General features: G+C 55.7%; 24 protein-coding genes and 1 riboswitch. Of the genes, 11 read left to right on the plus strand and 13 right to left on the minus strand.

Features of this window, described 5'->3' with window-relative positions:
- Positions 1 to 52: 52 nt before the first annotated feature.
- Together J2Z70_RS24075 and J2Z70_RS24080 are read right to left on the minus strand one after the other, a co-directional pair.
- On the minus strand, positions 53 to 1087 hold the full coding sequence (locus J2Z70_RS24075; protein ID WP_209877380.1) for an EAL domain-containing protein: 1035 nt from the start codon (positions 1085 to 1087) through the stop codon (positions 53 to 55).
- Between the two features lie 208 nt (positions 1088 to 1295).
- Entirely contained in the window at positions 1296 to 1715 is a 420-nt protein-coding gene (locus J2Z70_RS24080) for a pyridoxamine 5'-phosphate oxidase family protein (RefSeq protein ID WP_209877381.1), read from the minus strand.
- Between the two features lie 159 nt (positions 1716 to 1874).
- Here J2Z70_RS24080 and J2Z70_RS24085 point away from each other — a divergent pair, with 159 nt between their 5' ends.
- From J2Z70_RS24085 to J2Z70_RS24110, 6 genes are all read left to right on the plus strand, one after another.
- Positions 1875 to 3053 (plus strand): MFS transporter, encoded by a 1179-nt coding sequence (locus J2Z70_RS24085; RefSeq protein WP_209877382.1) that lies wholly within the window; start codon positions 1875 to 1877, stop codon positions 3051 to 3053.
- Between the two features lie 48 nt (positions 3054 to 3101).
- Positions 3102 to 4553, plus strand: a complete 1452-nt coding sequence (locus J2Z70_RS24090; protein ID WP_209877384.1) for a hypothetical protein — start codon at positions 3102 to 3104, stop codon at positions 4551 to 4553.
- A 72-nt stretch (positions 4554 to 4625) separates the two neighbouring features.
- Positions 4626 to 4736, plus strand: a riboswitch (TPP riboswitch).
- A gap of 149 nt (positions 4737 to 4885) precedes the next feature.
- The gene (locus tag J2Z70_RS24095) at positions 4886 to 5959 is read left to right on the plus strand and encodes an ABC transporter substrate-binding protein (protein ID WP_209877386.1); all 1074 of its coding nucleotides are present in this window, start codon (positions 4886 to 4888) and stop codon (positions 5957 to 5959) included.
- A 51-nt stretch (positions 5960 to 6010) separates the two neighbouring features.
- A complete protein-coding gene (locus J2Z70_RS24100; RefSeq protein WP_036732817.1) occupies positions 6011 to 6304 on the plus strand; it encodes a thiamine-binding protein in 294 nt (97 codons plus the stop codon).
- On the plus strand, positions 6301 to 7062 hold the full coding sequence (locus J2Z70_RS24105) for an ABC transporter permease (protein ID WP_209877388.1): 762 nt from the start codon (positions 6301 to 6303) through the stop codon (positions 7060 to 7062). The genes J2Z70_RS24100 and J2Z70_RS24105 overlap by 4 nt, the downstream gene beginning before the upstream one ends.
- Before the next feature lie 87 nt (positions 7063 to 7149).
- Positions 7150 to 7974 carry an ABC transporter ATP-binding protein gene (locus J2Z70_RS24110; protein WP_235192090.1) on the plus strand — a complete coding sequence of 275 codons (825 nt, stop codon included), beginning with the start codon at positions 7150 to 7152 and terminating at the stop codon, positions 7972 to 7974.
- A 362-nt stretch (positions 7975 to 8336) separates the two neighbouring features.
- On the opposite strand, the gene J2Z70_RS24115 is transcribed toward J2Z70_RS24110, so the two are convergent.
- From J2Z70_RS24115 to J2Z70_RS24150, 8 genes are all read right to left on the minus strand, one after another.
- The gene (locus J2Z70_RS24115; RefSeq protein ID WP_209877390.1) at positions 8337 to 8939 is read right to left on the minus strand and encodes a response regulator transcription factor; all 603 of its coding nucleotides are present in this window, start codon (positions 8937 to 8939) and stop codon (positions 8337 to 8339) included.
- Positions 8936 to 10093, minus strand: coding sequence for a sensor histidine kinase (locus J2Z70_RS24120; protein ID WP_245368481.1), 1158 nt, complete (start codon positions 10091 to 10093; stop codon positions 8936 to 8938). The genes J2Z70_RS24115 and J2Z70_RS24120 overlap by 4 nt, the downstream gene beginning before the upstream one ends.
- 3 nt (positions 10094 to 10096) lie before the next feature.
- Entirely contained in the window at positions 10097 to 10834 is a 738-nt protein-coding gene (locus J2Z70_RS24125; RefSeq protein ID WP_209877392.1) for an ABC transporter permease, read from the minus strand.
- Positions 10834 to 11745: an ABC transporter ATP-binding protein gene (locus tag J2Z70_RS24130; protein WP_209877394.1), complete on the minus strand. Its 912-nt coding sequence runs from the start codon at positions 11743 to 11745 to the stop codon at positions 10834 to 10836. The genes J2Z70_RS24125 and J2Z70_RS24130 overlap by 1 nt, the downstream gene beginning before the upstream one ends.
- Positions 11746 to 12020: 275 nt before the next feature.
- Positions 12021 to 12608: a TetR/AcrR family transcriptional regulator gene (locus J2Z70_RS24135; protein WP_209877397.1), complete on the minus strand. Its 588-nt coding sequence runs from the start codon at positions 12606 to 12608 to the stop codon at positions 12021 to 12023.
- A gap of 109 nt (positions 12609 to 12717) precedes the next feature.
- The gene (locus J2Z70_RS24140) at positions 12718 to 13980 is read right to left on the minus strand and encodes an alpha/beta hydrolase family protein (protein WP_209877399.1); all 1263 of its coding nucleotides are present in this window, start codon (positions 13978 to 13980) and stop codon (positions 12718 to 12720) included.
- A 1137-nt stretch (positions 13981 to 15117) separates the two neighbouring features.
- A complete protein-coding gene (nfsA, locus tag J2Z70_RS24145) occupies positions 15118 to 15870 on the minus strand; it encodes an oxygen-insensitive NADPH nitroreductase (protein ID WP_209877401.1) in 753 nt (250 codons plus the stop codon).
- 110 nt (positions 15871 to 15980) lie between these two features.
- Complete coding sequence (locus J2Z70_RS24150; RefSeq protein ID WP_209877403.1) at positions 15981 to 17324, minus strand: aminotransferase-like domain-containing protein; 1344 nt, start codon at positions 17322 to 17324, stop codon at positions 15981 to 15983.
- Positions 17325 to 17532: 208 nt separating this feature from the next.
- On the opposite strand from J2Z70_RS24150, the gene J2Z70_RS24155 reads away from it, so the two are divergent.
- A complete protein-coding gene (locus J2Z70_RS24155; RefSeq protein WP_209877405.1) occupies positions 17533 to 18471 on the plus strand; it encodes a DMT family transporter in 939 nt (312 codons plus the stop codon).
- 240 nt (positions 18472 to 18711) lie between these two features.
- On the opposite strand, the gene J2Z70_RS24160 is transcribed toward J2Z70_RS24155, so the two are convergent.
- The 3 genes from J2Z70_RS24160 to J2Z70_RS33440 form a co-directional block, all read right to left on the minus strand.
- Entirely contained in the window at positions 18712 to 21165 is a 2454-nt protein-coding gene (locus J2Z70_RS24160) for a heavy metal translocating P-type ATPase (protein WP_209877407.1), read from the minus strand.
- Positions 21166 to 21283: 118 nt separating this feature from the next.
- Positions 21284 to 21484: a copper ion binding protein gene (locus J2Z70_RS24165; RefSeq protein WP_036732845.1), complete on the minus strand. Its 201-nt coding sequence runs from the start codon at positions 21482 to 21484 to the stop codon at positions 21284 to 21286.
- A 334-nt stretch (positions 21485 to 21818) separates the two neighbouring features.
- Positions 21819 to 22097: a metal-sensitive transcriptional regulator gene (locus J2Z70_RS33440; protein WP_235218520.1), complete on the minus strand. Its 279-nt coding sequence runs from the start codon at positions 22095 to 22097 to the stop codon at positions 21819 to 21821.
- A 299-nt stretch (positions 22098 to 22396) separates the two neighbouring features.
- On the opposite strand from J2Z70_RS33440, the gene J2Z70_RS24175 reads away from it, so the two are divergent.
- From J2Z70_RS24175 to J2Z70_RS24190, 4 genes are all read left to right on the plus strand, one after another.
- Positions 22397 to 23917 (plus strand): MDR family MFS transporter, encoded by a 1521-nt coding sequence (locus J2Z70_RS24175; protein WP_209877411.1) that lies wholly within the window; start codon positions 22397 to 22399, stop codon positions 23915 to 23917.
- 4 nt (positions 23918 to 23921) lie between these two features.
- A complete protein-coding gene (locus tag J2Z70_RS24180; RefSeq protein ID WP_209877412.1) occupies positions 23922 to 24485 on the plus strand; it encodes a PadR family transcriptional regulator in 564 nt (187 codons plus the stop codon).
- Positions 24486 to 24743: 258 nt separating this feature from the next.
- A complete protein-coding gene (locus J2Z70_RS24185; RefSeq protein ID WP_209877414.1) occupies positions 24744 to 24956 on the plus strand; it encodes a hypothetical protein in 213 nt (70 codons plus the stop codon).
- 65 nt (positions 24957 to 25021) lie between these two features.
- A complete protein-coding gene (locus J2Z70_RS24190) occupies positions 25022 to 25999 on the plus strand; it encodes an aldo/keto reductase (RefSeq protein WP_425355125.1) in 978 nt (325 codons plus the stop codon).
- Positions 26000 to 26266 lie beyond the last annotated feature (267 nt).

Below are 26266 nucleotides of genomic sequence, written 5' to 3' on the forward strand. Positions count from 1 at the left end.
ATACCGGCAGTCTTGAGGTCTGCCGGTATCCGGGGAGAATGATCCTTGCTGTTCAGGCCGTAATTCCGAACCTTCCCGGAGGCTTCTCCTCCGGCAGCCCGAACAGATAGCCTTGTCCCAAATCCATACCGAGATCACGGCAGACCAGGAATTCCTCACGGCGTTCAATGCCTTCGGCCAGCAGGCTTGCACCGAATTCTCCGGCCCTGGAGATTATCTCCCTAAGCATCCGTTGCTTCCCCTCATCCCGGTCACAGAAGCTGATCAGACTACGGTCAACCTTGACATAATCCGGCTGAAGGAGGGACATCAGCTCTAGCGTGGAGTAGCCCGCGCCGACATCATCCAGCGCAACCCGCATCCCCTGCTGGCGGTATTCGGCGAAGATGGCGCGCAGATGGGCAATATCGCTGATCTGCTCCGTCTCCACTACTTCAAATACATAGTCCTCCGGGTTCTGGTCCAGCCTCCGGATCGCCTCGAAGGTATGCGTAAGACAATACTTGGGATTATAAATAGAAGAGGGCAGGAAATTAATGAACCGCTTGATGCCCTTAGGCAGCAGCTTACTGCCGGTCTCGATCGCCGAGATCCGGGCGGCCCGGTCAAGGAAGGAATGAAATCCTGTCCGCCGGGCAATCTCAAACAGCTCATAGGGCTGAAAATAACTGCCCTGGGGCAGCGGGCGCAGCAGAAATTCAAAGCCGACAATCTCCTCGCTGAAATTCACAATCGGCTGCATGTGGCTGCAGAAATCATGGCTCATAATGATGGACACCAGATTCTCGTTAGCGAAGCGGACCTTCAGCTGATCGAAGGTCAGCCACCGTTCCGGGGCTGCAGGGGCACCTTTACTCTTAACGCACACGGATAAGGAGTCCGCTATGTCCTTAGCCGCCACCAGCATTTCTATAAGCTTCAACAGCTCTTCCTTACGATGATATGGAATGATACAGGTCTTGCTTGTCTCAAATACTTCATAACCGGCATTCCGGATGGCAGCAGCCAGCGGATCAGAGCAGGGGCGGAGCTTCAGCTCCCCTTGATCCTCTATCGGGTCGATGTCAGCACAATCAACACAGTTCATGGCAATCCCCTCCGCCTCATGATGTCGATAACCTGAGGTCATTATAGCATGATTCCTCCGGCACAATCCGAAAAGCAGCAGCAGAAAGGGCCCCCTATGAACCATGGAGGTTCCTAAGAGGCCCGGATTGCCGGACTATATAGTACTTAGGCTTAGGCGGAACTTATCCGTTACCGGCCACTGCCATCCTTTTACCGGAGACAACCGCTTAAGACTGCCATACCCCGTGCTCACCGTTCTTGCCCGTATATTCAATCCGCGAAGGGGACAGCTCAAGAATGACATAATCGGGATCATCCGGTCCCTTGAACCATTTCTCCAGGGATTCATTCCATACCTTAGAGCGCAAGCTATCATCCTTCGTCACAGCAACTGTAGCTTCAATCTCCAGTACATCCTTGCCGCCGCCCTGTTCATAGCCAAGCAAGAGACTAGCATTCGGATTATCCTGAAGCTCTTCTACCTTATGAGTCTTGCGGTTAGTTGCCAGATAGATGGACAGTCCGTCATGAAATATCGCCATGTAACGCACCTTAGGCTTGTTACCAGCCTCAATCGTGCCGAAGGAACCGAACCTGTTGTCGTCCAGCACCTGTATGATTGTTTTCTCCAGCTCTTTGTTATCCATTGACGTCACAGCTCCCTTCAAATTCATGTGAATATAAGTTTATATATTCACGTCCACGGTTTGGATTTATGATTAACCTGTGCCTAATATAGTGTACCCTTCCCGTTCATTCTGAATCCCGCCATCTGTTCATAAATTGATTCATAAGGAGTCTTATTCTTGAAAAAACTAATCTGGATCGGCTGTCTCTCCTATTTCGTAATCGGCCTCGCTCATGTCGTCCTGGGCTCCATTCTTCCGGTGCTGCTCCAGCATTATGACCGCAGCTACAGTGCAGGGGGCGAGCTGATCTTCAGCCAGTTCGCGGGCTTCCTGGCCGGCGTACTGGTCTCGCCGCTGCTGAACCGGCGGTTCGGCAAGCGCGGCGGCATTCTGATTGCCACCGGCCTGCTGCTCTGTGCCGAGATTGCCTACGCCTTCCTCCCGCCCTGGGGCTGGATGTACGTAATTGCCGTAGCCGCAGGGTTCGGCTTCGGGATGATCGAAGCCGTCATCGGCACGATTATTATAGCCGCAGTCACCGAAGGAACAGCGGTTGCCATGAGCCGGCTGGAAGTGCTGTTCGGTGTCGGGGCGCTGCTCATGCCGCTGGCGGCCAGTCCGCTGATTGCCGCCGGGCAGTGGAGGCTGGCCTTCCTGATCGTTGCCGCCTTCTCCCTCCTCTCGCTGCTCTTCTGGGCGAAGAGCAGATTCGGCCCGCTGGACAGCGCGCTGAATGAGCGGCCTGCCCGCCCTGACCGCGCTGCGGCAGCGGGAACTACGAGACGGTTGTCCTTGCCCTACAAGGGCAAGCAATGGGTGGTGCTTGGCTTGTTCATTCTGTTCTTCTTTCTCTATGTAGGCACTGAGATGAGCCTGGTGAATTTCATGCCGGCGATCTTCATTGCGAAGCTGGGCATGAGCGAGGCCGCGGCTGCGCTCACGGTGACCTTCTTCTGGCTTGCCATGTCGGCAGGCAGACTGTTCGCCGGTGTCATCGCCGAGAAGATCTCCTACCGCATCTATGTGCTCGTCAGCTGCTTTGCCGCTTTGCTGCTGCTTATTATTTTCCCGTTCGCCGGTCACCGGCTTGCCGCCTTTGCCATCATCCTGCTGCTTGGCCTGTTCATGTCCGGCATCTTCTCCATCGCGCTGGTCTTCTCCAGCAAGCTGCTGCCCGGCGCGGAAGAATCCACGCCGAGCATTATGATCGCCTCCGGCGGAATCGGCGGCGCGGTGCTGCCGCTGCTGACGGGCTGGTCCATGGATCATCTGCAGATCGCCCAGACCTCGGGACTTTTGGCCGCTTTTGCCGCGCTGTTATTCGTGCTGAGCGTAACCGCCTGGAGAATCGGGTAATTGTATACAACAAGGTCCATATTCTGTGAATAAGGATGGAACCCACACATGGCTGAACTGCATTCTGAACCCACTCTGCATACCGCCTTGCTGCAATTCATTTTCCCCTTCTCCATCAAGGCCGAGGTCGATGAAGAGCTGATTGAGAGTTTACAGAAGGATGGATTCACGCGTTTTTTCCTTGAGAACAAGGAACTGGAGCATGCCTATTACGGAGAGAACCACTGTGTATCCCATGAGAAAATGGAGCGCAGCTATCTTCCGTTTGCCGCCCATGTCTTGTTTCCGCGTGAGAAGGACAGGGATTCCTTCCGCCGCTTTTCCCGGGTGAGTGATCTGCTGTGCGGGCTGCAAATGCCCTTTCAGACGGTTCCCTTCCGCGTGCTGTCGACCGATGTGTTCCTCTGCCCGTTCGAGCTGGGCTTCCTGACGGTAAGAGTAGCTATTGAGGAAGAGAATCTCCCCTTCAGCATGGTGCTCGAATTCGCCGACCGGTTCCGCAACCTGGAGGATGTAAGCGTTCAGGATGAGCATACCTTCATCCATTGTCATAAGAAGTCTTTTGCCCGGGTGGAGGACTTCGTGTTCAGGCATCTGGCAGCCGGTCTGGAGCCGTATCTCGATCCTGCGGAGACGAATGGCAATTATTTCGAGACCCTGCCCTTCTTCGTCGATGAACGGATGCTGGTGCAGGCCTTCTACGGCGTTAATCTCCCTGAGGACGAGGAAGAGATCAGTGTCGAAATGCTCTACCGTGCCTCTCAGGTGGATGGTCTGACCATCGACGGCAGCCCCTACATGAGTGCAAGTGATCCGGATTATATCAAGCAGTACACCCGGGAGCATTGCTATAGCCGCTGGGGGCCGGACACCTACTATATGACCAATGAGCAGACCTTCTGCTGCGTGAGCCGGGCGAAGCCGGAGATTGCCGCAGGCCTGATCAGCCAGATGTACGGCGAATATTATTACGGAATGCTGCTGAGTATTTTTCATAAAATCGTGCTACTGAAGCTCGCCAACCTCCACTCCCGGCTGCGCATCAACCACGATAACGACGAGATCGAGAATCTGATCTTCCTGATCAACAAATTCTCGGCCAAATTCTACTTCCTGGAGCTGATTTCACAGTCGCAGGGGCGGGAGATTTTTTTTCAGCTGCGTAAGGTGTATGGCAATGATGCCCTGTTCGATGAGGTGAAAATGACCCTGAATGACCTGTTCCAGTATCAGGACAAATTCCAGGCCAAACGGCGGGATACGCTCCTGATGGTGCTCACCGTGTTTACGGTCATCAGCGGAATATACGGGATGAATCAGGTCATCGAGGATCTGAAGGGCCAGATCGACTGGAGCAAAATGCTGGAGTACTCCGCGTTCGAGTATCTGGCTCTGTTCCTGACCTTCTCGGGGATCACCGTCAGTGTCGGCTTAACGCTGAGAGAGATCTGGAACGGCATCCGCAGCCGCCGCAAGAAGCGGCATTATACGAGGGATTAAGACACAGAGGGTGGACAATGTCTAAGCTGCCGTCTATAATACACCGTAAGAACATAGCAATACCCGTGAACTTTATAGAACCAGGGGTGCTGGAATTGGCCGGCTGAGATTGTATCCCACAAGATACTGACCCTTATACCTGATCTGGATAATGCCAGCGTAGGAATCTTCATTCGGCACAGTGCCTTAAGCGGTACTGAAGCTGAATTCCCCTCACGCAAGTAACTGGCGTCCCGATCTTCGGGACGCTTTTTTGATTCTAAGGATGTACAGGAATAGGGTTTCTGTAAGCTCTGAAGACCAGGGGTTGCTGGAAGGAGAGAGAAAGAGAAATGGGAGTCAAAAAAACAGTAATGCTGCTGCTCAGTTCCATGCTGGTTCTCACGGTCGCGGGATGTGGCGGCGGGAACAACAGCGGCAATGCCGGGGCCAGTGCACCTGCTGCCGGGAACAGCACGGCTGCACCTGATGCAACCGCAGCCGCACCCACAGATGCACCTAAGGCGCTGACTCCGGTCAAGATTGCCCTGGACTGGACGCCGAACACGAATCATACCGGCCTGTATGCAGCCAAGGAGCTGGGCTATTACGCGGAGGAAGGTCTTGACGTACAGATTGTACAGCCAGGCGCTGCCGGGTCGGATACAATGGTCACTTCCGGCGAAGCCCAGTTCGGCATCAGCGCCCAGGAGGCGCTGACGCTGGCCCGCCTGCAGGATGTGCCGCTGGTGTCGATTGCTGCAATCATTCAGCATAATACCTCGGGCTTTGCGGCTCCGAAGGACCGCAATATTAAGACGCCGAAGGATTTTGAAGGCAAAACGTACGGAGGCTGGGGCTCCGCTGCGGAGCAGGCTGCCATGAAAGCCATTATGGACCCCGAAGGCGGGGATGTCTCCAAGGTGAAGCTGGTGAATATCGGCGAAGCGGACTTTTTCACAGCCGTGAAGCGGGATATTGACTTCGCCTGGATCTTCTATGCCTGGACCGGGGTGGAAGCCGAACTGCGCGGGGAGCCGCTGGATATGCTCTATCTTAAGGATTACGCTCCGCAGCTGGATTACTACACCCCAGTGCTGACTACCAGCGAGAAGGAGATCGCCGAGCATCCTGAAGTAGTGAAGGCATTCCTGAAGGCTACGTCCAAGGGGTATCAGTACGCTATCGATAACCCGGAAGAAGCCGCGACGGTACTGTCGGATGCTGTACCTGATCTGGACCCCAAGCTGGTGCTGGCCAGCCAGAAATGGCTTAGCCCGAAATACAAGGACGACGCCCCGCGCTGGGGTGAGCAGAAGCTTGAGATCTGGAAGAATTACGCCGACTGGATGTACGGCCTGAAGCTGCTGGATAAGCCGCTGGATGCGGAGAGTACGTTTACGAATGAATTTTTGCCGGAATCATAATGAACCCGCATGCCGGGAATCTTATACTTAACTTGAAAGGAATGATTGATCATGGCTAACACACTGCTTAGCATTCAGGTAATTCCCAAGACACCGAACAACGAGGATTCCATCCCTTACGTGGACAAGGCTATAGAGGTGATTCAAAAGTCAGGCGTGAAGCATCAGGTGAATCCGCTGGAGACCACGATGGAAGGCGAGCTGTCCGAGCTGCTGGATATTGTGCGTGATATGCATGAGGCGCTGATCGCTTCCGGCAGTCCTAGTGTGATCTCACAGATCAAGATCGCCCATAATCCGGGCGGCATCAGCATGGAGAAGCTGACGGAGAAATACCGGCCGTGAGAAGCACCTGGAAGCTAGTGTGGCCGCCCTTTGTGGCGGTCCTCTTTTTTGTCGGGATATGGCAGCTATCGGTCATGCTGTTCGACATCCCGGCTTACCAGCTGCCCAGCCCCGCGGATATCGCGCGTGAGACGAAGAACAACGCCTCCGGGATCTGGGAGCACACCGCCGCCACGCTGCGGCTGACCCTGATCGGCTTCCCGGTCGGCACAGGCATCGGCCTGCTCACCGCCTTGCTGCTGCATCTGCTGCCCTGGGTCAAGCGAGCGCTCTATCCGCTGCTGATTCTCAGCCAGAATGTGCCCTCCATTGCGCTTGCCCCGCTGCTGATTATCTGGTTCGGCTTCGGCCTGCTGCCCAAAATCATCCTGATCACCCTCGTCTGCTTCTTCCCTGTGGCTGTTGCGACCATGGGCGGGCTGACGCAAAGCGACCGGGTAATGCTGAATTATATGAAGATGGCAGGTGCAGGCAAGTGGCAGATCTTCACCAAGCTGGAGCTTCCCGGCTCGCTGCCCTCCCTGTTCTCCGGGCTCAAAATCTCCGCCACTTATGCGGTGATGGGCGCAGTGGTCGCCGAGTGGATCGGCGCCGACAAAGGGATCGGCTACTATATGCTGCTGCAGAAGTCCTCTTACCGTGCGGACCGGATGTTCGTGGCCATCGCCATCATCGTGCTGCTGAGTCTCGTATTATTCGCGCTCATTGCCCTGCTGGAGAGATGGCTGGTGCGCTGGAAGCCGCGCAAGGAAGCTTAATGCTTAATGCCCACGGGAGGATATCCCAACACGGAAGTACTTATAATCAACTGAAGGAGGTTACGCGAAGTGTCTGAGCTTACGAGGATTGAACTGGAGAAGGCGGACGGAGACGGACGCCTGGGTACACGGAGTGTGCCGCCTGCGCTCGAAGTCAGCGGCATCAGCAAGTCGTTCAAGCACCGCCGCCGGGAGACACAGGTGCTGAATCAGGTGTCCCTGACCGTGGAGCCGCAGGAATTCGTCTCCATTGTCGGCCCGTCCGGCTGCGGCAAAAGCACGCTGTTCCATATTATCGGCGGCCTTACGCTGCCGGATACCGGAACCGTCCGCATGAACGGCATCCCGGTGACCGGGCAGCGCGGCAAGATCAGCTATATGCCGCAGCAGCCCGCGCTGTTCCCGTGGCGCAGCACACTGGATAACGTCCTGCTTGGCGGCGAGCTGCAAGGCGCCCCGCAGCGGGAGGCGCGCGAGGCTGCGCGCCACTGGCTGGCGAAGATCGGCCTAGGCGGCTTCGAGCGGGCCTACCCGCACATGCTGTCCGGCGGCATGCAGCAGCGGGCCGCCTTCCTGCGGGCCATGCTCGCGCCGCAGGAGCTGATGCTGCTCGACGAGCCGTTCAGCGCGCTCGATGCGCTGACCCGCGAGCAGATGCAGCGCTGGCTGCTGGAGCTGTGGGAGGAGAACCGCCGTTCCGTGCTGTTCATCACCCATAACATTGAAGAGGCGTTGCTGCTCTCCACCCGCATCTATGTTTTCTCGGGGCGTCCCGGCTCCGTCCTCCACACCGTGGAGGTCCCCTTCCCGCGTCCGCGCCGCGAAGAGATCGCCGATTCGCCGGAGTTCCTCCGGATGCGGCGCCAGCTCTCAGAGTGGATGCGCGAGGAGCAGGCGAAGAGCCAGAGCTAAGTAACCACTCCGGCGGTATAACCTCCCCGTGTAGGGAGGTTATTTGCTATGTGCCCGCCAGCCTAATGTGGTCGGTTTTTCGATTATATTTGGACCACGAGCTGCCTCCAGTCCCATTATGGTCGGTTTTTCGATTATATTCGGACCACGAGCTGCACCCAGTCCCATTATGGTCGGTTTTTCGATTACATTTGGCCTACGCGCTACCCACGGTCCCATTGTGATCAGTTTTTCGCTTACATTTGGCCTACGCGCTACCCACGGTCCCATTGTGGTCGGTTTTTCGCTTACATTCCGCACACGCACCCCGCGCCAGCCTGATGTGTTCGGTTTTTCGCTTACATTCCGCACACGCCCTCCCCCTACATCCAGCCCTTGTCCTCCGCCAGCCGCACGGCTTCGATCCGGGTCTTGACCGCAAGCTTGCTGAGGATCTCCGAGATGTAGTTGCGGACCGTGCCATAGGAGAGGTGGAGCGCCGCGGCGATCTCTCCGGCGCTGCGGCCTGCGGCAGCCAGCTTCAGAATCTCCCGCTCCCGGTCCGAGAGCGGGTTCTCTTCACGCAGGCTGCCGAAGACCAGCTCGGGCGAGACCTCGCGGCCCCCGCCCATCACGCGGCGGATGGCATCCGCCAGCTTATCCACCGGCTCATCCTTCAGCAGATAGCCCTGAATTCCGGCCTTCACCCCGCGCTCGAAATAACCGGGACGGGCGAAGGTGGTCAGGATAATGATTTTGGTGCGGCAGCCCCGCGACTTCAGCAGCTCGGCCACCTCCAGACCGCTCATCAGCGGCATCTCAATATCCATCAGACACACATCCGGCTGGACACGCTCGATCAGAGCCAGCGCCTCCGCCCCGTCTCCCGCTTCGCCTGCTACCTCAATATCATCCTCCAGATCGAGCAGCGATGCCATCGCGCCGCGCAGCAGCCGCTGATCTTCGGCAATTATGATGCTGATCATGCCGTTTCCCCATCCTTTCCATCCTTAACTACTCTTGGTGTGACCACCGTCAGCCGGGTTCCCCCTCCGGGTCTCTGGGCAAGCGTCAGTGAACCGTCAATCAGGGCCAGCCGCTCGCCCATTCCCTTCATGCCATTGCCGTCCCGGCGATCCGTGCTCTCCGAGCCGCAGGCATCTACCCCTATGCCGTTATCCTCCAGCGTAATCTGTACCTCGCCGGGTGTCATTACGATGCTGATCCGGCACTGATCCGCACGGCTGTGCTTGACGATATTGGTCACGCCCTCCTTGATGCAGAGGCTGAGAATACTCTGCGTCAGATCGGATACGCCCGGCAACGCTGCATCCCCTTCTACCTCAAGCGCAATCTCGGCGCTGCGCAGCATCTCCGCTGCCTCAACCAGCTCTTCGGCAACTGAGACTGCACGCATCTCTGAGACCAGCTCCCGCACCTGGCGCAACGCGGCCCGCGAGGTCCGCTGGATCTCACGGGCTTCCGCCTGCGCCCGCTCGGGGTTCTTCACCACCATTTTCTCAATAAGCTGGCTCTTCAAGGTAATCAGCGACAGGGTGTGTCCCATCGTATCATGCAGATCACGCGCGATGCGCATCCGTTCCTCGCGCTTGATCATCTCTCTAATCACCTCATTGGCCTGATCCAGCTCCTTCTCCAGCATCCTCCGCCGGTTCATGGAGCGGATACCGAAGGGAGTAATCAGCATCATCAGCGCAAAGGGCACCATGAACAGCAATCCCCCCGTGCTATACATTTGATCCAGGGACAGCAGAGCCAACGCGATCAGCATAGCTGTGAATATGGCCAAGGCCCGTCTGAACCGGCGCAAGTCGGTATACCAGCCGATAAAGTTGCTGGTGAAGAAGCCCATATACATGTTGTAGGGGCTATAGACTACGGTTAGCACGACAATAATCAGCATCTGCAGCCCCAGCCAGGCCGTATACGTTCTCTCTTCCGCCCAGTAGAGCTGGCGGTAAATCACCAGGAACAGCAGGAGCAGCGCCACTCCCCACATCAGCTTATAGCCGCTGTAGCCATCGAGATTCAGCACCGGGAACACCAGATAGAACAGCCAGATATAGGGGAAGAAGCCGAATCTTTTCGGAAATATCCGGAACTGCTTACGTGCCACCATGGATTACACCGCTTCCTGTTTTCGCCTTATATAGACCGATAATAACATAAATACAGCCAGGTAACCGAGCAGCAGCAGTACGGCCTTCCACGACGGGGAATCTCCCGCTACAATCGCCCAGGCTCCATCTCCATAATTGTAGGACGGCAGCCAGTGTCCGATCTTCTGCATCAGCTTAGGCATAATCTCCAGAGGCATCCACATGCCCCCAGCCACCGCCAGCCCCATATAGAGCACATTGCTCACCCCGCTGGCCGTATCCACCCGCTTCATGGACCCGATAATCGTACCCAGCGCCAGAAAAGGCAGAGAGCCCGCAAGCAGCCACAGTCCGCTAAGCAGCCACTGCGCTGCTGTCAGCGATACCCCGTTAATCAGGTACCCGGCTGCGAAAATGCACAGAACCGAGAACAGATGCATGATGCTCTGACCGAACATTTTGCCGAAAAAATATACCGAAGACGGCAGCGGAGTAATTCGGATAAACGTATTCCAGCCCTGCGTCTGCTCCTGCACCAGCCGGACGCCGAGGGTCATAATCGCCGAGCCCATCACGCTGAAGGCCGCCATCGACATCAGATAATGCGCCTGCCACTGCTTCGTATCGTCCGTCCCCGTATTCACCACCCGGGTGAAGATGAAGTAGAACATAATCGGCATGAGCAGCGACCAGAATACATAATAGGGATTGCGGATAATCCGCAGCAGCTCTGCCTTGCACTGGGCTATCATAGGGTTCATCATACTGCCGCCTCCTCTTGATTCAGGGTCAATTGCTCGAACGCTTCATCCAGCTTCCCCTGGTCGATCCGTACATCCTGCACGGCCAGCCCGTTCACGAAAATAGCCCGCAGCGCCTCATCCGTATTCCCTGTCGACACATGCAGTCGTCCATCCTTCTCGTAGCAGCCTTCCACGGCTGGCAGCTCCAGCAATTGATTGCGCAGCAGCGCCGGGTCGCCGGACGCCAGGAAGGACAGCGACTTCTTGACCAGTCTCGCCTTAATCTCGTCCGGGCTTCCGTCCGCCGCCAGCACTCCCCGGTTGAACAGCAGAATCCGGTCCGCGATATCCTCCGCCTCCTGCAGATAATGGGTGCTGAACAGAATCGTCTTGCCCTGATCGGCCAGTCCCCGCACCCTCTCCCAGAAAAGCCGCCGCGCTGTCGTATCCAACCCCACCGTCGGCTCGTCAAAAAACAGCAGATCCGGGTTGCCCGCCAGCGCCAGCGCGAAGCTGAGACTGCGCTTTTGTCCGCCGGAGAGCTTCTCCGCATAGCGATTCAGATCCGCCTCCCCCAGCCCCGTCGCCTGAAGCAGCACCTCCATCTCCATGGGCTGCGGATAATAGCTGCGGATCAGGGCCAGAAGCTCCCGGACCTTGAGCCGGTCCATGACACTGACCTCCTGGAGCATGGCTCCGGTCCGCTGCTTCACCCTGACGTCTGCCGGCTTAAGACCGAACACCTTCACGCTGCCCTCCGAGGGCTCAAGCAAGCCCAGAAGCATTGCCAGTGTGGTGGTTTTGCCGGCTCCGTTAGGGCCAAGCACCGCTGTGATCGAGCCGCGGCTAATCGTAAAGCTCACCTGCTTTACCGCTTGCTTCTCCTGGAAGCTGCGGCTGACATTGTTCATTTCAATGACATGTTCCATCGTGTATCCCTCCGTGTCCTTCTGCCCTCTTGGCTATATTGCTATAGTACCGGAGACCGGAGAGAAGCATCAGTATGGACTGTCACCGATTCAAAGTGACAACTGTCACCCGGGCAACAAGTGGAAACGGCTTTGCCGTTCTTTTAAAGGACGGTACCGTTTCAGCGAGAAATAGAAGGATAATTTATCATGTGAAACATATAAATTCTTATATTTAAATAAAGCGCTCCTGTCCACGATTCCGTTATCGTAGCAGGAGCGCCTCCGTGTGCATATTACTCAAACCTCAATTGCCCAATCGCCTGTTCCAGCATGCCGTTCAGCGTCTCCCCTCCGGGAGGGGCGCTAACCCAATGGAAAACCGCTGTGCGTATCGCTGCCATGAGCAACGCGGCCAATAAGTCCGGGTACAGGTCGAGCTTCACATCCTTGTGTGTACGCTCCGATATCACCTTAGCGAGCTCCCGCTCAATCTCGATCTCCACCTTCCGTGTCGCGCCGAACAATGCAGGATCATCGCGGAGGAGGACGATGCGTGCATACCACTGCCGGTCTGTAGTCTCAGCGAATCCGTCAAGCACAGCGGCGCGGATGGAGTCCTGAAGCGGTTCACCTGAAGGACGGGCGGCAAGGGTAGCCGCTATCCGCTCGGAACGCTGATAGGCATTGCCGACAATAGCAGCCTCTTTGGACGCAAAATAGTTATTGAACGTCCGCATGGAGACATTCGCAGCTGCGGCAATATCCTCCACCCGAACCTGACTGGCCCCTTTCTCCATGGCAAGTCTGCAGGCTACATCACTTAGCGTCCGCCTGGTCTCTTCCTTCTTGCGTTCTCTCAAGCCCGGTTTCTCAGTCGTCATGTCCGTCTATGTCTCCATTCCTGTATGTAGTCAATTCTATATGTAATCTAAGGCCTGCGGTGCTGAAAATTTCAGCACTACAGACCCTGGCATCATTCTGCGGAATGGTTTACTGCGCCACTGGAAGCTGAATGTTATAATCCAGCACCTCGTCCAGCCAGTCAAACATCACCTGATAGCTGAGCGGCAGATTGTTCAGTTGGCAATGCAGGTCGGCACCATCCTCTTCCGTCCCCTTGAATATCGCGTTCTTCTCATTCGGAGCCTTCTCGTAAGTGTCTATCGCTTGCCGCTGCATCTCAGGATGCTCTGCTTCCGAATACATGGAGAGCAGGGGACATTTGACGTCCTTCGGGTCCACTTCGATAGCTTCCCTGGCTACAGGATACCACTCGGCAATACTGTCGAAGCCGTGCGACCAAGCCGATCCGGCGAATAGAACCTGGCCGGTATAGGGCATCTTCTTGCTCTGCTCCGCCGCTTCTTCCGCGGTGCCCCGCAGGAATGAAGGCATCCCGCGTTCAATGAAGGACGCCATAGAGTACACCGGCGAGTTCGGCACTGCCGCAGCGAAGCGGTCGTCACAGCTGGCATGCACCATCGTCTTGGCCCCGCCATAGCTCATGCCGCTGACCACCAGCCGCTCAGGGTCCACATCCGGACGGGCCAGGACGAAATCCGTGGTGGCTCTGTAGACATTATGCAGCTCCTCGCGCGGGAAGTTCCGTGCTGTCGCCTCAGGCTCATAGAATCTGACACATACATCATAAGGAAGGTCTACGATCAGCGCGTTGTATCCCCGGTCAATAGCCGCTTGCCCTCCGAGAAAATAGGTATCTTCCTTGTGCGTCTCCCCGCCGTTATGGAAAATAATCGTTGGCTTAGGCGCATTCCCGTGCTCCGCCTTCAGGAAGCAGCCCGGGAACTTATACCCCTTGTACTCCACATCGACCCACTCATGGGGAATCTGCTCAGACTTCGCATCAAGCGCCTTACGGAAGCATTCCACACTTTTGCCGTGGTACCGAACGAAATCCGGTTCGCCGGGAAAAGCTCCATAGAAGGCTGCCCTGTAATACGAATGGGCACGAATGAATGCCTCACCGGCGCTGATCAGATGCCCTTTCTTCAGGCAGCGCTCTGCTGTTGCCTCGATTTTAACGGCTTCCTTCTCGAATTCAGTCTTCCAGCTGGTCAAAGAGCCGGGATCGATGTTCCTTGCAAGCTTGAATACTTCCCCCTGTGCCACACCGCCGCAGTGTACGAACGACAGCAGCCACTGGAACGTGAATTCAATGTCATCCCGCTCAAAGAATACCTTGTGTGTCAACCGTGCAGCCACCTTTGTCTCTTGCCCATCTACCTGTACCATACCATTCTCCTCCTTCTCCAATCTATCCTTTCAAGATCATCCACAGCAGAAACAGCCGCGAAGCGGAAGAGGGAATCAGGCTACGGCGCGATTCCGGGCCCGGGTGTTGGCGTCCAGCGAAATTCGGCCTCTAACCAGATTTTAGCACTTTCCATATTTTTACGCAACACGCAATATTTCTTTTAATGCAATTTTGCAATACGTGCAAAATAATCAAATGGGGGAATAGTATTCCGCTCGCTTCGGCTCCCTCACCTCCACTCGAACCCACTGCATTCGGTTTTCCGCATACATTTGCCCCGATCCCCCCCGCAGTTGCACATTGTATGTTGTTTTCAACATACATTTGCCCCGCTAACCCTTGCAGTTGCACATTGTATGTTGTTTTCCACATACATTCGCCCTGCTCATCCTTGCAGTTACGCATTGTATGTTGTTTTCGGCATACATTTACCCTGCTCATCCTTGCAGTTGCACATTGTATGTTGTTTTCGGCATACATTCACCCCGCTCACCCTTGCAGTTGCACATTGTATGTTGTTTTCCACATACATTCGCTCTGCTCATCCTTGCAGTTGCGCATTGTATGTTGTTTTCCACATACATTCGCCCCGCTCACCCCCGCAGTTGCACATTGTATGTTGTTTTCCACATACATTCGCCCCGCTCACTCTTGCAGTTGCACATTGTATGTTGTTTTCCACATACATTCGCCCCGCTCACCCCCGCAGTTGCACATTATGGCGACGTTCTGCCTATCTCTGGCCAATTTTGATGGTTTTCACTCTCACCAACCGCTTGTATGGAGCAACATTGTTGCAGTTTTTGCAGGATTTCTCCAGACATCTTACTGGCTGCGGTGCAATGTTGCATCATTTGCAGGAATTTTGGTGTTTGGAGCAGGTTAGCTCTGACATTGTTGCATTTGGTGCAGGATTTCTGCATAGGCCGCTTATATTGGGCAGCATTGTTGCAGTTTTTGCAGGAAATTTCAATATTTGTTACTGGCTGCGGCGTATTGAGCCTGCGTACCTTCGCGCCAGACCACTATGTTCGGTTTTTCGCATACATTCGCCCCGCGCCCCTCCAATCCAAAAAAAGCCTCCCCCGCGACCACGGGGAAGGCTCACCAAATCTCTACCTCTGCATGAATCCCTTGCTAAGCAGGAATTCCTTCATGTGCAGCCGGGCAGGCTGAGCCAGCCGGCCGGCCATCATCTCCGACCAGGAGGCTGCGCTCTGGCCGCCGGTACGCTCGCGCATATAGTCGCTGGAGATGGTGTCGTACACGCGGGCCTGTTCCACTGCGGCTTCGGCATTGTAGCCGTTATGATGCAGCACCGCTGCCTGCGGCAGGCGCGGGCGGATGCCGTTCACGGCGGCCGGATACCCGAGGCACATGCCGAAGACCGGATAGACCAGCTCTGGCAGGCCGAGCAGCTCAGATACAGCGGCGATCTGATTGCGGATGCCGCCGATGTAGACAATGCCAAGACCGAACGATTCTGCGGCAACAGCAGCATTCTGCGCGGCTAGCGCCACATCGACAGTCGCTACAATCAGATTCTCGGCCGTGTCCTCATAGGACGGCTTCCCCTCCAAATGCGGAGCAGACGCTTCCCGCAGCCGGTACAGATCCGCACACCAGACCAGAAAGACCGGGCACTGCTCGATGTACGCCTGATTGCCGGATAAGGCAGATAACTGGGCTTTCAGCGCTGGCTCCGTTACAGCAATTACTGTGTACGCCTGGACATTGCTGGAGGTCGAAGCCATCTGTCCCGCTCCAATCACTGCTGCGAGCAGTTCGTCACTGACCGGCTTGTCCTGGTACTGGCGGACAGAGGTATGACGGTTCAACAGCTCAAGGGTTTCATTCGTAGGTTTCATTATCATCCCGCCTCTCTTCACTCCTATATAAGCCTATTATGATCCCATTTCGCGGCTCAGACAACAAGGGGGATTTCCTTCTTCCTCCGCCTCTTTAGCCTCTAAGGCATCTACCACCCGCTCCCCCGCTTCACCTCCTGGACAATCGCCAGGATTCCCTCATCAATCTGCGTAAGCCCCGCCCGGGAAATACTGATGCGGAGGAATTTGTCCCGGGTCTGGTAACCCGGCAGATAGAAGCCGTTCCCCGGCACCACGTGGATCTTCCGCCCGGCCAGGCGCTTGACCAGACGCTCCAGGTTGACGGTGAGCGGCAGCTTGAACTGGATATAGATGCCGGAGCTGTCCGCAGAGGCTTGGATGAAGCCGTCCGTATTATGCCGCCCAAGTGCTTCGTATACCGCGCGGATTTTTTTGGCGTACATAGCTTTGATCTTGTGCCTGTGATGCCCGTACATCCCGTTCTTGATGTATACCTCAAGCGCAGCCTGCGACAGCAGCGAGGTATCGGTGTAGCCTTTATAGGAGCGGAAGGTCTCCAGCAGCGGCTGCGGCACCACTACCGCACCGAGCCGGAGACCCGGGAAGATGATTTTGGAGAAGCTTTTGAGATAAATGACATGGGAGGTCTGGTCATACGCATAGATCGGGTCATAACGCCGTCCGATCCCCAGATCCGCCATATAATCATCCTCGGCGATGTAGACATCGTACCTTGCTGCCAGTCCGGCAATGGCCTTGCGTTCCTCGGTGCTGTACGTTGTCCCAAGCGGATTGTGATATCTGGGCATCGTATAAAAAAACTTGAATCTTCCGCTGGCGAACCGCTCCTCCAGCTCCTGCAGGTTGATGCCCGCCGCCGAACGCCCGATTCCGCTCACCGGCAGCCCCTCAGCCTCCAAATACCGCAGATAGATATCATATCCCGGCTGTTCTACCAGAATCTCCGTCCTGCCGCCGGGAAAAGGCATTCTGGCCAGTATCTCCAGCGCCTGCTGTATCCCGGAGGTAATCAGGATCGACTCCGCCTTGGCGAACACCTGATACTCCGCCAGATGCGACACCAGGGTGCGGCGCAGTGTCTCCAGCCCCAGCGCATCGCCATAGGTGAACAGATGGTATTTGTACTGGTCAATCGCTTTATTGAGGCAATGCTGGAAGTCAAGGTACGGAAACACGTTCAGATCCGGCGAAGCCGAAGCAAAATCAACCGTCCCTTCACTCCCCGCCGCTGCCGAATCGTCACTCTTGTCCACCATGTAATAGCCGCTCTGCGGAATAGAGTAGATCGTATGCGTCCGCTCCAGCTCCCCGTAAGCCTTCAGAATGGTACTGACGCTGCAGCCATAGATTTCTGAAGCACTGCGCACAGACGGCAGCTTATCCCCGGGGCGGTACTGCCCTTCCTTCATCTGCCGCTCCAGCTCTGTGATCACCTGATGATACTTGTTCATCGCCCGCCTCCGTTCGCCGTCATTACCATGCTATGCCTTGTATTTTATCCTATTATTCTTCCCTTATTATATAGGGATCGCTGCAAACTGTACCGGTACAGTTGAGGAAACCTTGTATTGTTGGTGTACGCCTTTTCCTTTAATTTTAAAGTAATAGATCGAATGTTTACAGCATCCAATCTTCACTAACTTACAAGGAGATGTACCCATGCACAAACAAGGACTCAAGCTGGCCTACAGCTTCGCCGTACTCAATGCGGTCATTATCGGCTTTTCCTTCCTGTTCACCAAAGTGGCTCTCGTTCATGCCGGACCGCTCGACACGCTGACCTTCCGGTTCGCTGCCTCTTTTGCCGTCATGTCGGTTCCGGTCGCCCTCGGCTGGGTCAAGGTTTCCTACCGGGGCAAGCCGATTGGCCGGGCCCTGCTGCTCGCCGCGATGTACCCGCTCGGCTTCTTCACCCTGCAGGTCTTCGGACTTCAGCGCGCCACCTCAGCCGAGGGAGGCATCCTCTATTCGTTCACTCCGGTGGTGACGATGATCATCGCTGCGATTTTCCTGAAGGAGAAGACCACCCTGCTGCAAAAGCTGTGCATCTTCCTCTCGGTGTTCGGCGTGGTATTCATCTTCGTCATGAAGGGAAGCGGCATTCAGCTGTCTAATATGACCGGGATTGTGCTGCTGTTCATGACTTGTCTCGCTTTTGCCGGGTACAGTGTGCTGGCCCGCTCTCTCTCCAGCCACTTCAGCCCCGCTGAGCTCAGCTACCTGATGATGGGGGTCGGCTTCGCCACCTTCCTGATCATCTCGCTCACCGGTCATACAGTCAGCGGGACGCTCGGGGAGTTCCTGAATCCGCTGGGAAGCGCAACGTTTGTCCTGTCCGCCGTATATCTTGGGGTGGTCGCCTCGCTGGTCACAACCCTGACTTCAACCTATATTTTATCCAAAATCGAGGCCTCACTCATGAGCGTGTTCACTAATCTGTCCACCATCGTATCCATTGCAGCCGGAGCGGTCTTCCTGGGTGAGCAGATCACGGTCTATCACTGGATCGGATCCTTCCTGATCATCGCCGGGGTCATTGGCACGAACCTGCTTGGCCGGAAAAAGACCGCTGCGGCTTCCGCAGCAGCCAGCGAATAGAGTAGCTTAGACTTCATTCGCCTATCCATTCAGCTTCTTCGATAACAAGTGGAAACGGCTTTGCCGTCCTTTTAAAGGACGTTACCGTTTCAGCGAGAAATAGAAGGATAATTTATAGAGTAAAACATATAAATTCTTATATTTAAATAAAGAATCGCCGGCAGATGCTTGCCGGCGATTCTTTGAGTTGCGGCCTTCTGTCCGTCCGGATGACTCCGGCTGCGGCAGGCCGCATAATTCTTATAGCTTGACGCGCTGTAGCCGCAGCGCATTCAGTACCACCGATACCGAGCTGAAGGCCATCGCAGCTCCGGCCAGCCAAGGGGCCAGGAAGCCGAGCGCTGCAATCGGGATTCCGACCGTATTGTAGGCCAGCGCCCAGAACAGATTCTGCCTGATGTTGCGCATAGTCTTGCGGCTCATCAGGATCGCATCCGGGATGCTCATCAGATCACCGCGCATCAGCGTAATATCCGCCGCCTCCATCGCCACATCCGTGCCGGTGCCGATCGCCATGCCTGTATCCGCGGTCGCCAGCGCCGGAGCATCGTTGATGCCGTCGCCGACCATAGCCACCTTGACCCCGCCGCTCTGGAGCCTGCGGATCTCTTCCGCCTTGCCCTCAGGCAGCACCTCCGCCAGAACCGTGCGGATGCCCGCCTGATCCGCAATCGCCTGGGCCGTAATCTTGTTGTCTCCAGTAATCATGACAACGTCGATGCCCATGGCATGCAGCCGGGATACCGCCTCACGTGAGGTCTCCTTGATGGTGTCAGCCACGGCAATCACTCCCGCTACCGCATCATCGACAGCTACCAGCATCGCTGTTTTTCCTTCCTGCTCCAGCCTGGTCATGATCCCTGTCCACGGCCCGATATCCAGCCCGTTCTCCACCATCATCCGCCGTGTGCCTACGCTTACCTTCTGGCCGTCCACTACAGCCGACACCCCGCGCCCCGGTACCGCCTCGAACTGGCCCGCAGGCGGCAGGTCGATTCCTCTGCCCTGTGCTCCAGCCACTATGGCCTCCGCCAGCGGATGCTCCGAGAGCTTCTCCGCAGCCGCTGTAATCGACAGCAGACGATTCTCGGCAAGCACCCTGCCTTGAGTCTCATTTCCGGCAGTCGCTATAATATCGGTCAGCACCGGCTTACCGTTGGTCACCGTTCCCGTCTTATCCACTACCACAACCTTGACGCCCTGCGCAGCTTCCAGATGCTCCCCGCCCTTGAACAGGATGCCGAACTCGGCGGCCCGGCCGGACCCGGCCATAATCGAGGTTGGTGTCGCAAGTCCCAGTGCGCATGGACAGGCGATGACAAGCACCGCAATGGCTTTCTCCAGGGCCTCCGCGAACTGACCGGGCGCTCCCCAGATATACCAGACACCAAAAGTTACAGCAGCAATACCGACCACAATCGGCACGAAGATCCCAGAGATGACATCGGCAACCCGCTGAATGGGCGCCTTCGAGCCCTGCGCTTCCTCCACGACTCTGATGATCTGTGCCAGCGCCGTATCGCGGCCGACCTTGCGGGCTTTAACCCGCAGCATTCCGTTCTTGTTGAGCGTGGCTCCGATAACAGAATCCCCCGGCTTTTTCTCTACCGGGATACTCTCGCCCGTGAGCATGGATTCATCGACGGAGGATAGCCCCTCTACGACTTCACCGTCTACAGGCACCTTCGTGCCGGGCTTCACCAGCACAATATCGCCGATCACTACATCCTCCACCGGAATACTCAGCTCTGCACCGTCCCGCAGCACCAGCGCTGTCTTGGCCTGAAGCCCCATCAGGCTGCGGATCGCATCCGATGAACGCCCCTTCGCCAGCGCCTCGAACCACTTGCCGACCAGAATCAGCGTAATCAGCACCGCACTGGTCTCGAAGTACAGCTCCACGGTGTGGTGCATGCCGCTCATTTTCAGAGAATCAATCGTCAGGTATAAGCTGTAAAAATAAGCCGCAGAGGTGCCCAGCACCACCAGCACATCCATGTTGGCACTGCCGTTCTTCAGCGCCTTATAGGCGCTGACATAGAACTGCCAGCCGATCACGAACTGAACCGGGGTAGCCAGCACAAGCTGGAACCAGGGATTCATGAACAGCTCAGGCGTCCAGATCCAGGTTGTGAACGAGAAGTGACCTGCCATTGCCCAGAGCAGCGGTAGGGACAACGACGCGGAGAGCATCCACTTATTCCGCTTGCGTGTAATCTCTTCGCTGCGCTGCTCCGCGATATCCTTACGGTCCTGCTTAAGTGCGGCCTTATAGCCGATACTGCTCACCTTATCCATAATCTCGGCTGTGCTGACATTGCCCGGCGAATATTCCACGTGGGCGGTCTCCAGCGCCAGGTTCACATTCACGGCCGCGATCCCCGGCATCCGTCCCAGCACCTTCTCAATCCGCGACGAGCAGGCAGCACAGGTCATCCCGGTAATATCGAAATCCGCCGACTCTTTCAGCGTATCGTAGCCAAGGGAGCGGATCTTCTCCTCGATCTGCGGCACATCCGCAACGGCCGGGTCGAAGCCCACCGTAGCCTGCTCCAGCGCCAGATTGACATTCGCCCGGGATACCCCCTCCATGCGGGACAAGCCCTTCTCGATCCGCGCCGCACAGGCGGAGCAGGTCATGCCGGTAATCTGCAGGGTAGCCTGCTGTTCCGGGGCTTCAGCACTCTTTTCCATCCTCATGCACCTCCACATACCCCCAAGGGGTATATTTATTTTGAAAAGAAAAGGCATTGGCGCCCGGCCCTGTACCCCAGGGTTCCCTGCTCCAAGCCCTTATATTACAACCCTTAGCTTACACTACGTCGTAGCCCTGATCTTCAATAGCGGCCTTGATCTTATCCAGGCTTACCGTATTCTCATCGAATTCAACCGCCACCGTCTTCGCCGGCAGATCCACCTTCGCCGCAGCGCCTACGCCGCTAACAGCCTTCTCTACAGCACTTACACAATGACCGCAGGACATTCCTTCAACATTCAGTGTTACATTCGACATTTGAATAACCTCCCAATGTTATTTAGCATTTGCTTAATCGTAAGCGAATGCTTGGTCTTTCGGCTCCTCATATGCCTGAAGAGTTTGATCTTGAGAAAATAACAATAGATGATAGTAACGGAGGGGAATTTTGAAACTGCAGGAGCGCCAGCGACCGCCTGAAAGCTTTCCGTAGGAAAGCTAGCTTCGGAAGCATCAGCAGTCCACGGATTTCTACCGCTACGGCGGTATCAATCATGAAATCTGTGGACAACAGCGGCCGAAAGTTCAAAATTCACCGCAGTTACGACCCGCATCATTGAATTTAGACCTTCAAACTCAACAGGCCCAACCTCTATTTCATCAGCTTGTTCACCGTAACCAGCAGCTCGTCAATCACCTCATGCTCACCGGCTTCGATCCGTTCGATAATGCAGCTCTTCATATGGCCTTCAAGCAGCAGCTTGCCGACACTGTTCAGGGCCGCCTGCACCGCCGCCAGCTGATTCAGCACATCATCGCAGTAAGTATCCCGTTCAATCATGCCTTTCACACCGCGGATCTGCCCTTCAATCCGGTTCAGCCGGGTCGTCAGCCCATTCTTGAATTCCGGGGAATGATGACTCTTGCGCACACCGGAAGCAGAAGAGTGACAGGCTTCGGCGCAATCCTGTCCGGCAGGGTCCTTCTCATTTGTTGACACAGGAATCAGCCTCCTTATGTACCAATATAATATACCCCCCATGGGTATGTCAAGATGCAGGAATAAAGAACCGGCGCTTAAGGAATACCAAATAGAATGGCTGCGCTTTCCCTAAACGGCCTTTCAGGACTCCTGTACAAGAGCTGCATAAAAAGGATTGACCCCCTATTCAAATTTGAATATAATAAGGTCTGCAACTTATCACTTTCACTTAAAGGAGTATGAACAACATGCATAACAAAGAGAGCAATCTGAAGCTTGTCGTTGCCGGACTGCTGCTCGGCATTCTGATGTCGGCCATGGATAATACGATTGTTGCCGCAGCGATGGGCACGATTGTCTCTGATCTCGGAGGACTCGATAAAATCGTCTGGGTCACCTCCGCCTATATGGTCATGGTTATGGCTGGCACCCCGATCTTCGGCAAACTGTCCGATATGTACGGACGCAAGCGGTTCTACATCTTCGGCCTCATCGTCTTCCTGATCGGCTCCGCACTGTGCGGAACGGCTACCAGCATCACCCAGCTTAGTATATACCGTGCAATTCAAGGGATTGGCGGCGGTGCACTCATGCCGATTGCCTTCACGATTGTCTTCGACATCTTCCCGCCTGAGAAAAGAGGCAAGCTCACCGGACTCTTCGGTGCTGTCTTCGGGATCTCCAGTGTGATTGGGCCTCTGCTTGGTGCTTATATCACCGAATATGTGAGCTGGCACTGGATTTTCTATATTAACCTGCCCATCGGAATTGTCTCGTTCTTCCTTATTATGACCTCCTACAAGGAATCCATATCGCATTCCAAACTGCGGATTGACTGGGGCGGCGCTTTCACTCTGGTGGCAGGGATTATCTGCCTGATGTTCGCCCTGGAGCTTGGCGGTAACCAGTATGCCTGGGATTCTGCGGCTATTCTCGGGCTGTTCGCTGCGTTCGCCGTGCTTCTGATTGCCTTCATTATCATTGAAAAATTCGCGGCAGAGCCGGTCATCTCCTTCGCCATGTTCCGCCAGCGCCTGTTCGCAACCAGCAGTATCCTGGGGCTGTTCTATGGTTCTGCATTCATTGTAGCAACGGTATATATCCCGATCTACGTCCAGGGGGTATACGGCGGCTCTGCCACCAACTCCGGCCTGATTCTGATGCCGATGATGATCGGTACCGTAATCGGCAGCCAGTCCGGCGGCCTGCTTACCACCAAAACGAGCTTCCGCAACATCATGCTGCTGTCGGCAGTCTGCTTCGTGGGCGGGATCTATTCGCTCAGCACCTTGACCCCGGAGACCTCCCGGATGGCGCTTAATGCCTTCATGGCGCTGACCGGCTTCGGCGTGGGCTTCTCCTTCTCCGTGCTCAGCCTGTCTTCGATCCAGCATTTCGACATGCGCCAGCGCGGTTCGGCAACGTCCACCAGTACCTTTATGCGCTCGCTCGGGATGACGCTGGGGATTACGATCTTCGGCATTATCCAGCGCAACCACTTCGCCTCCGAGCTTAGTACAGCCTTCGGAGACGGCGGTCAGGCCGCTTCCTTCGGTGACCCACGTTCCGCATTAACGCCCGAGGCCAGAGCGCAGATTCCCCCGCCTGTGTTGGAGAAAATCACGAACTCACTGTCTTCATCGATCTCGCATACCTTCTTGTGGGCCATCGTTCCGGCGGTGCTTACCGTGGTCTTCGTCCTGCTGATGCCGAAGGACCGTCTGCTACCGCAGGGCAGCCAGCACGCCGCTGATTACGAACGGAGGTAAGCCCATGCCCATGAAGCTGGCGATTCTGGGACTTTTGCTGGAACGGGATATGCATCCTTATGAGATCACCCTTGTTATGAAGGAACGCTCCATGGACCGGGTGATCAAGATGCAGACAGGTTCATTATATTATGCGGTCGATAAGCTGGCCGAAGGCGGCCATATCGAGGCGGTTGAGGTCATCCACAGCCCCGACCGGCCGGACAAAACCATCTACCGTATCACAGACAAAGGCAAGGCCTTCATGGAGCAGCTCATTCTGCAGCAGATCCGAAAAAGCGATCCCATGTACCATCCGGTACATATCGCTCTGTCACTCACGCATTTGATTGACCAGGAGAAGGTCGAAAACCTGCTGGAAGAGCGTATCCGCGAGGCGGAGCATGAGGTGAACTTCGCCTATCAGTTATACGAGGAGCATATCGCCGTGGTACCGCGTTCGGTGCTGCATCTGATGTACGGCAGATACGAGCATTGTCAGACCGAGCTGAAGTGGCTGAAGTGCCTGTATGAGGATGTGGTCGCCCGCAGACTGAATGATATCGGCAGACCGATTATCCCAGATTAATAGAAGTGGATACGCTGTGATTGTTTAGCGGAGATCATATGTGTTTATTAGCAAGTGGAAACGGCTTTGCCGACCTTTTAAAGGGCGGTACCGTTTCAGCGAGAAATAGAAGGATAAGTTATCGTGTGCAACATATAAATTCTTATATTTGGAGCAAACCGCTGGCGAGCGGCTTGGCACTGGGTTAGATCTCAGTTATATCTACCTGCTGTGCCGGCCCCGCCTGACGGATACTCTGGAAAGGGAAGTGAAGCCGCTATGAGCGATGACAAAAAGCCGATCAGAGACGAGCGTGACCACCCGGAGCAATACCCTACAGACAAGCCCAGCCTGTTCGATGTAGATGAGAGCCAGCAGCATGTGGACCCGATACCGGTAGAGGACCTGACTCTTGAGAAAGAGGAAGAGAAGGATAAAGAGACCACAAAACACCGCTCCTCCAGTGACAAGAGCTACCACACCGGGTTCTAAAGATGTATGCTTTTCCGGTAGTATCATCGGAGCATTTACAAGCTTAATGGTATGGAGGGATCACATTGCTGAGAGCGTTACCCCTTAACCGGCGCGGCATACCTGCCAGCCGTATCGCCCTGGGCTGCATGGGGCTGGGCGGCGGCTGGGACCGTGAACCGGTCACCGCTGAGAATGTGAAGCAGGGACATGAGGCGCTGGATGCGGCGCTGTCTATTGGTATTAATTTTTTTGACCATGCGGATATCTATACCCGGGGCAAGGCGGAGAAGGTGTTCGGGCAGATCTTCAAGGAACGGCCGGGGCTGCGCGGGGACATTCTCCTCCAGTCAAAATGCGGCATCAAGCTGATGGAGCCGGGAGACCTCTCCAACAGCTTCGACCTCTCCAGGGAGCATATTCTGTCCAGCGTTGATGGAACTCTCGCACGGCTGGGTACAGAGTATATTGATATTCTGCTGCTGCACCGCCCCGACCCGTTAATGGACCCTGAAGAGGTGGCGGAAGCGCTACATCAGCTCAAGGCCTCCGGCAAGGTGCGCCACTTCGGCGTCTCCAACATGAGCGCCGCCCAGATCCAGCTGTTACAGACTTATTGCGACGAGCCCTTCATTGTCAACCAGCTGCATATGAGCCTGTCCCGGATCAGCTGGGTCGACGCCGTACTCAGCGTGAACCGCGACCCGTGGAAGGACATTACATTCCCGGAGGGCACCATGGAGTATTGCCGCGCCGGGAACATCCAGCTTCAGGCCTGGGGCCCCCTGGCCCAGGGACTCTTCAGCGGACGGCCGCTTGAAGGCCAGCCGGAGAAGGTTGTGCATACAGCAGCCATGGTACAGAGGCTTGCTAACGAGAAGGGCACAACGCCCGAGGCTATCGTGCTGGCTTGGCTGATGACCCATCCCGCAGCCATCCAGCCCGTCATCGGCACCGTGAATCCGCTGCGGATCGCTGCCTGTGCAGACGCAGACCAGCTAGAGCTCTCCCGCAAGGAATGGTATGAGCTGTACGTCACCTCCCGCGGGGAGAAGCTTCCTTGAGATTGAATTTTACTGGAAATACATGATTGAACAGGTTCAGATTCAGCGAAACCGGACATTTTCATAAAATAGCGGAGAGGGACTGTCCTTGTATGGACAGTCCCTTCTTTGTGTCGGAATACGCTAACCCTGTCGTTTAGCCAACTGGTGCAGCATCCGAATTGCAATTGTGTTCGGTTTAATACGAAAATAAAAGTACCGGAAAACGCGCCGCAGACTGGGTTTTGACAAAAAAAGACCCACCGCCCCCAAAAAACGTTTCGTTTT

Source organism: Paenibacillus silagei, assembly GCF_017874735.1.
GTDB classification, from domain to species: domain Bacteria; phylum Bacillota; class Bacilli; order Paenibacillales; family Paenibacillaceae; genus Paenibacillus_AQ; species Paenibacillus_AQ silagei.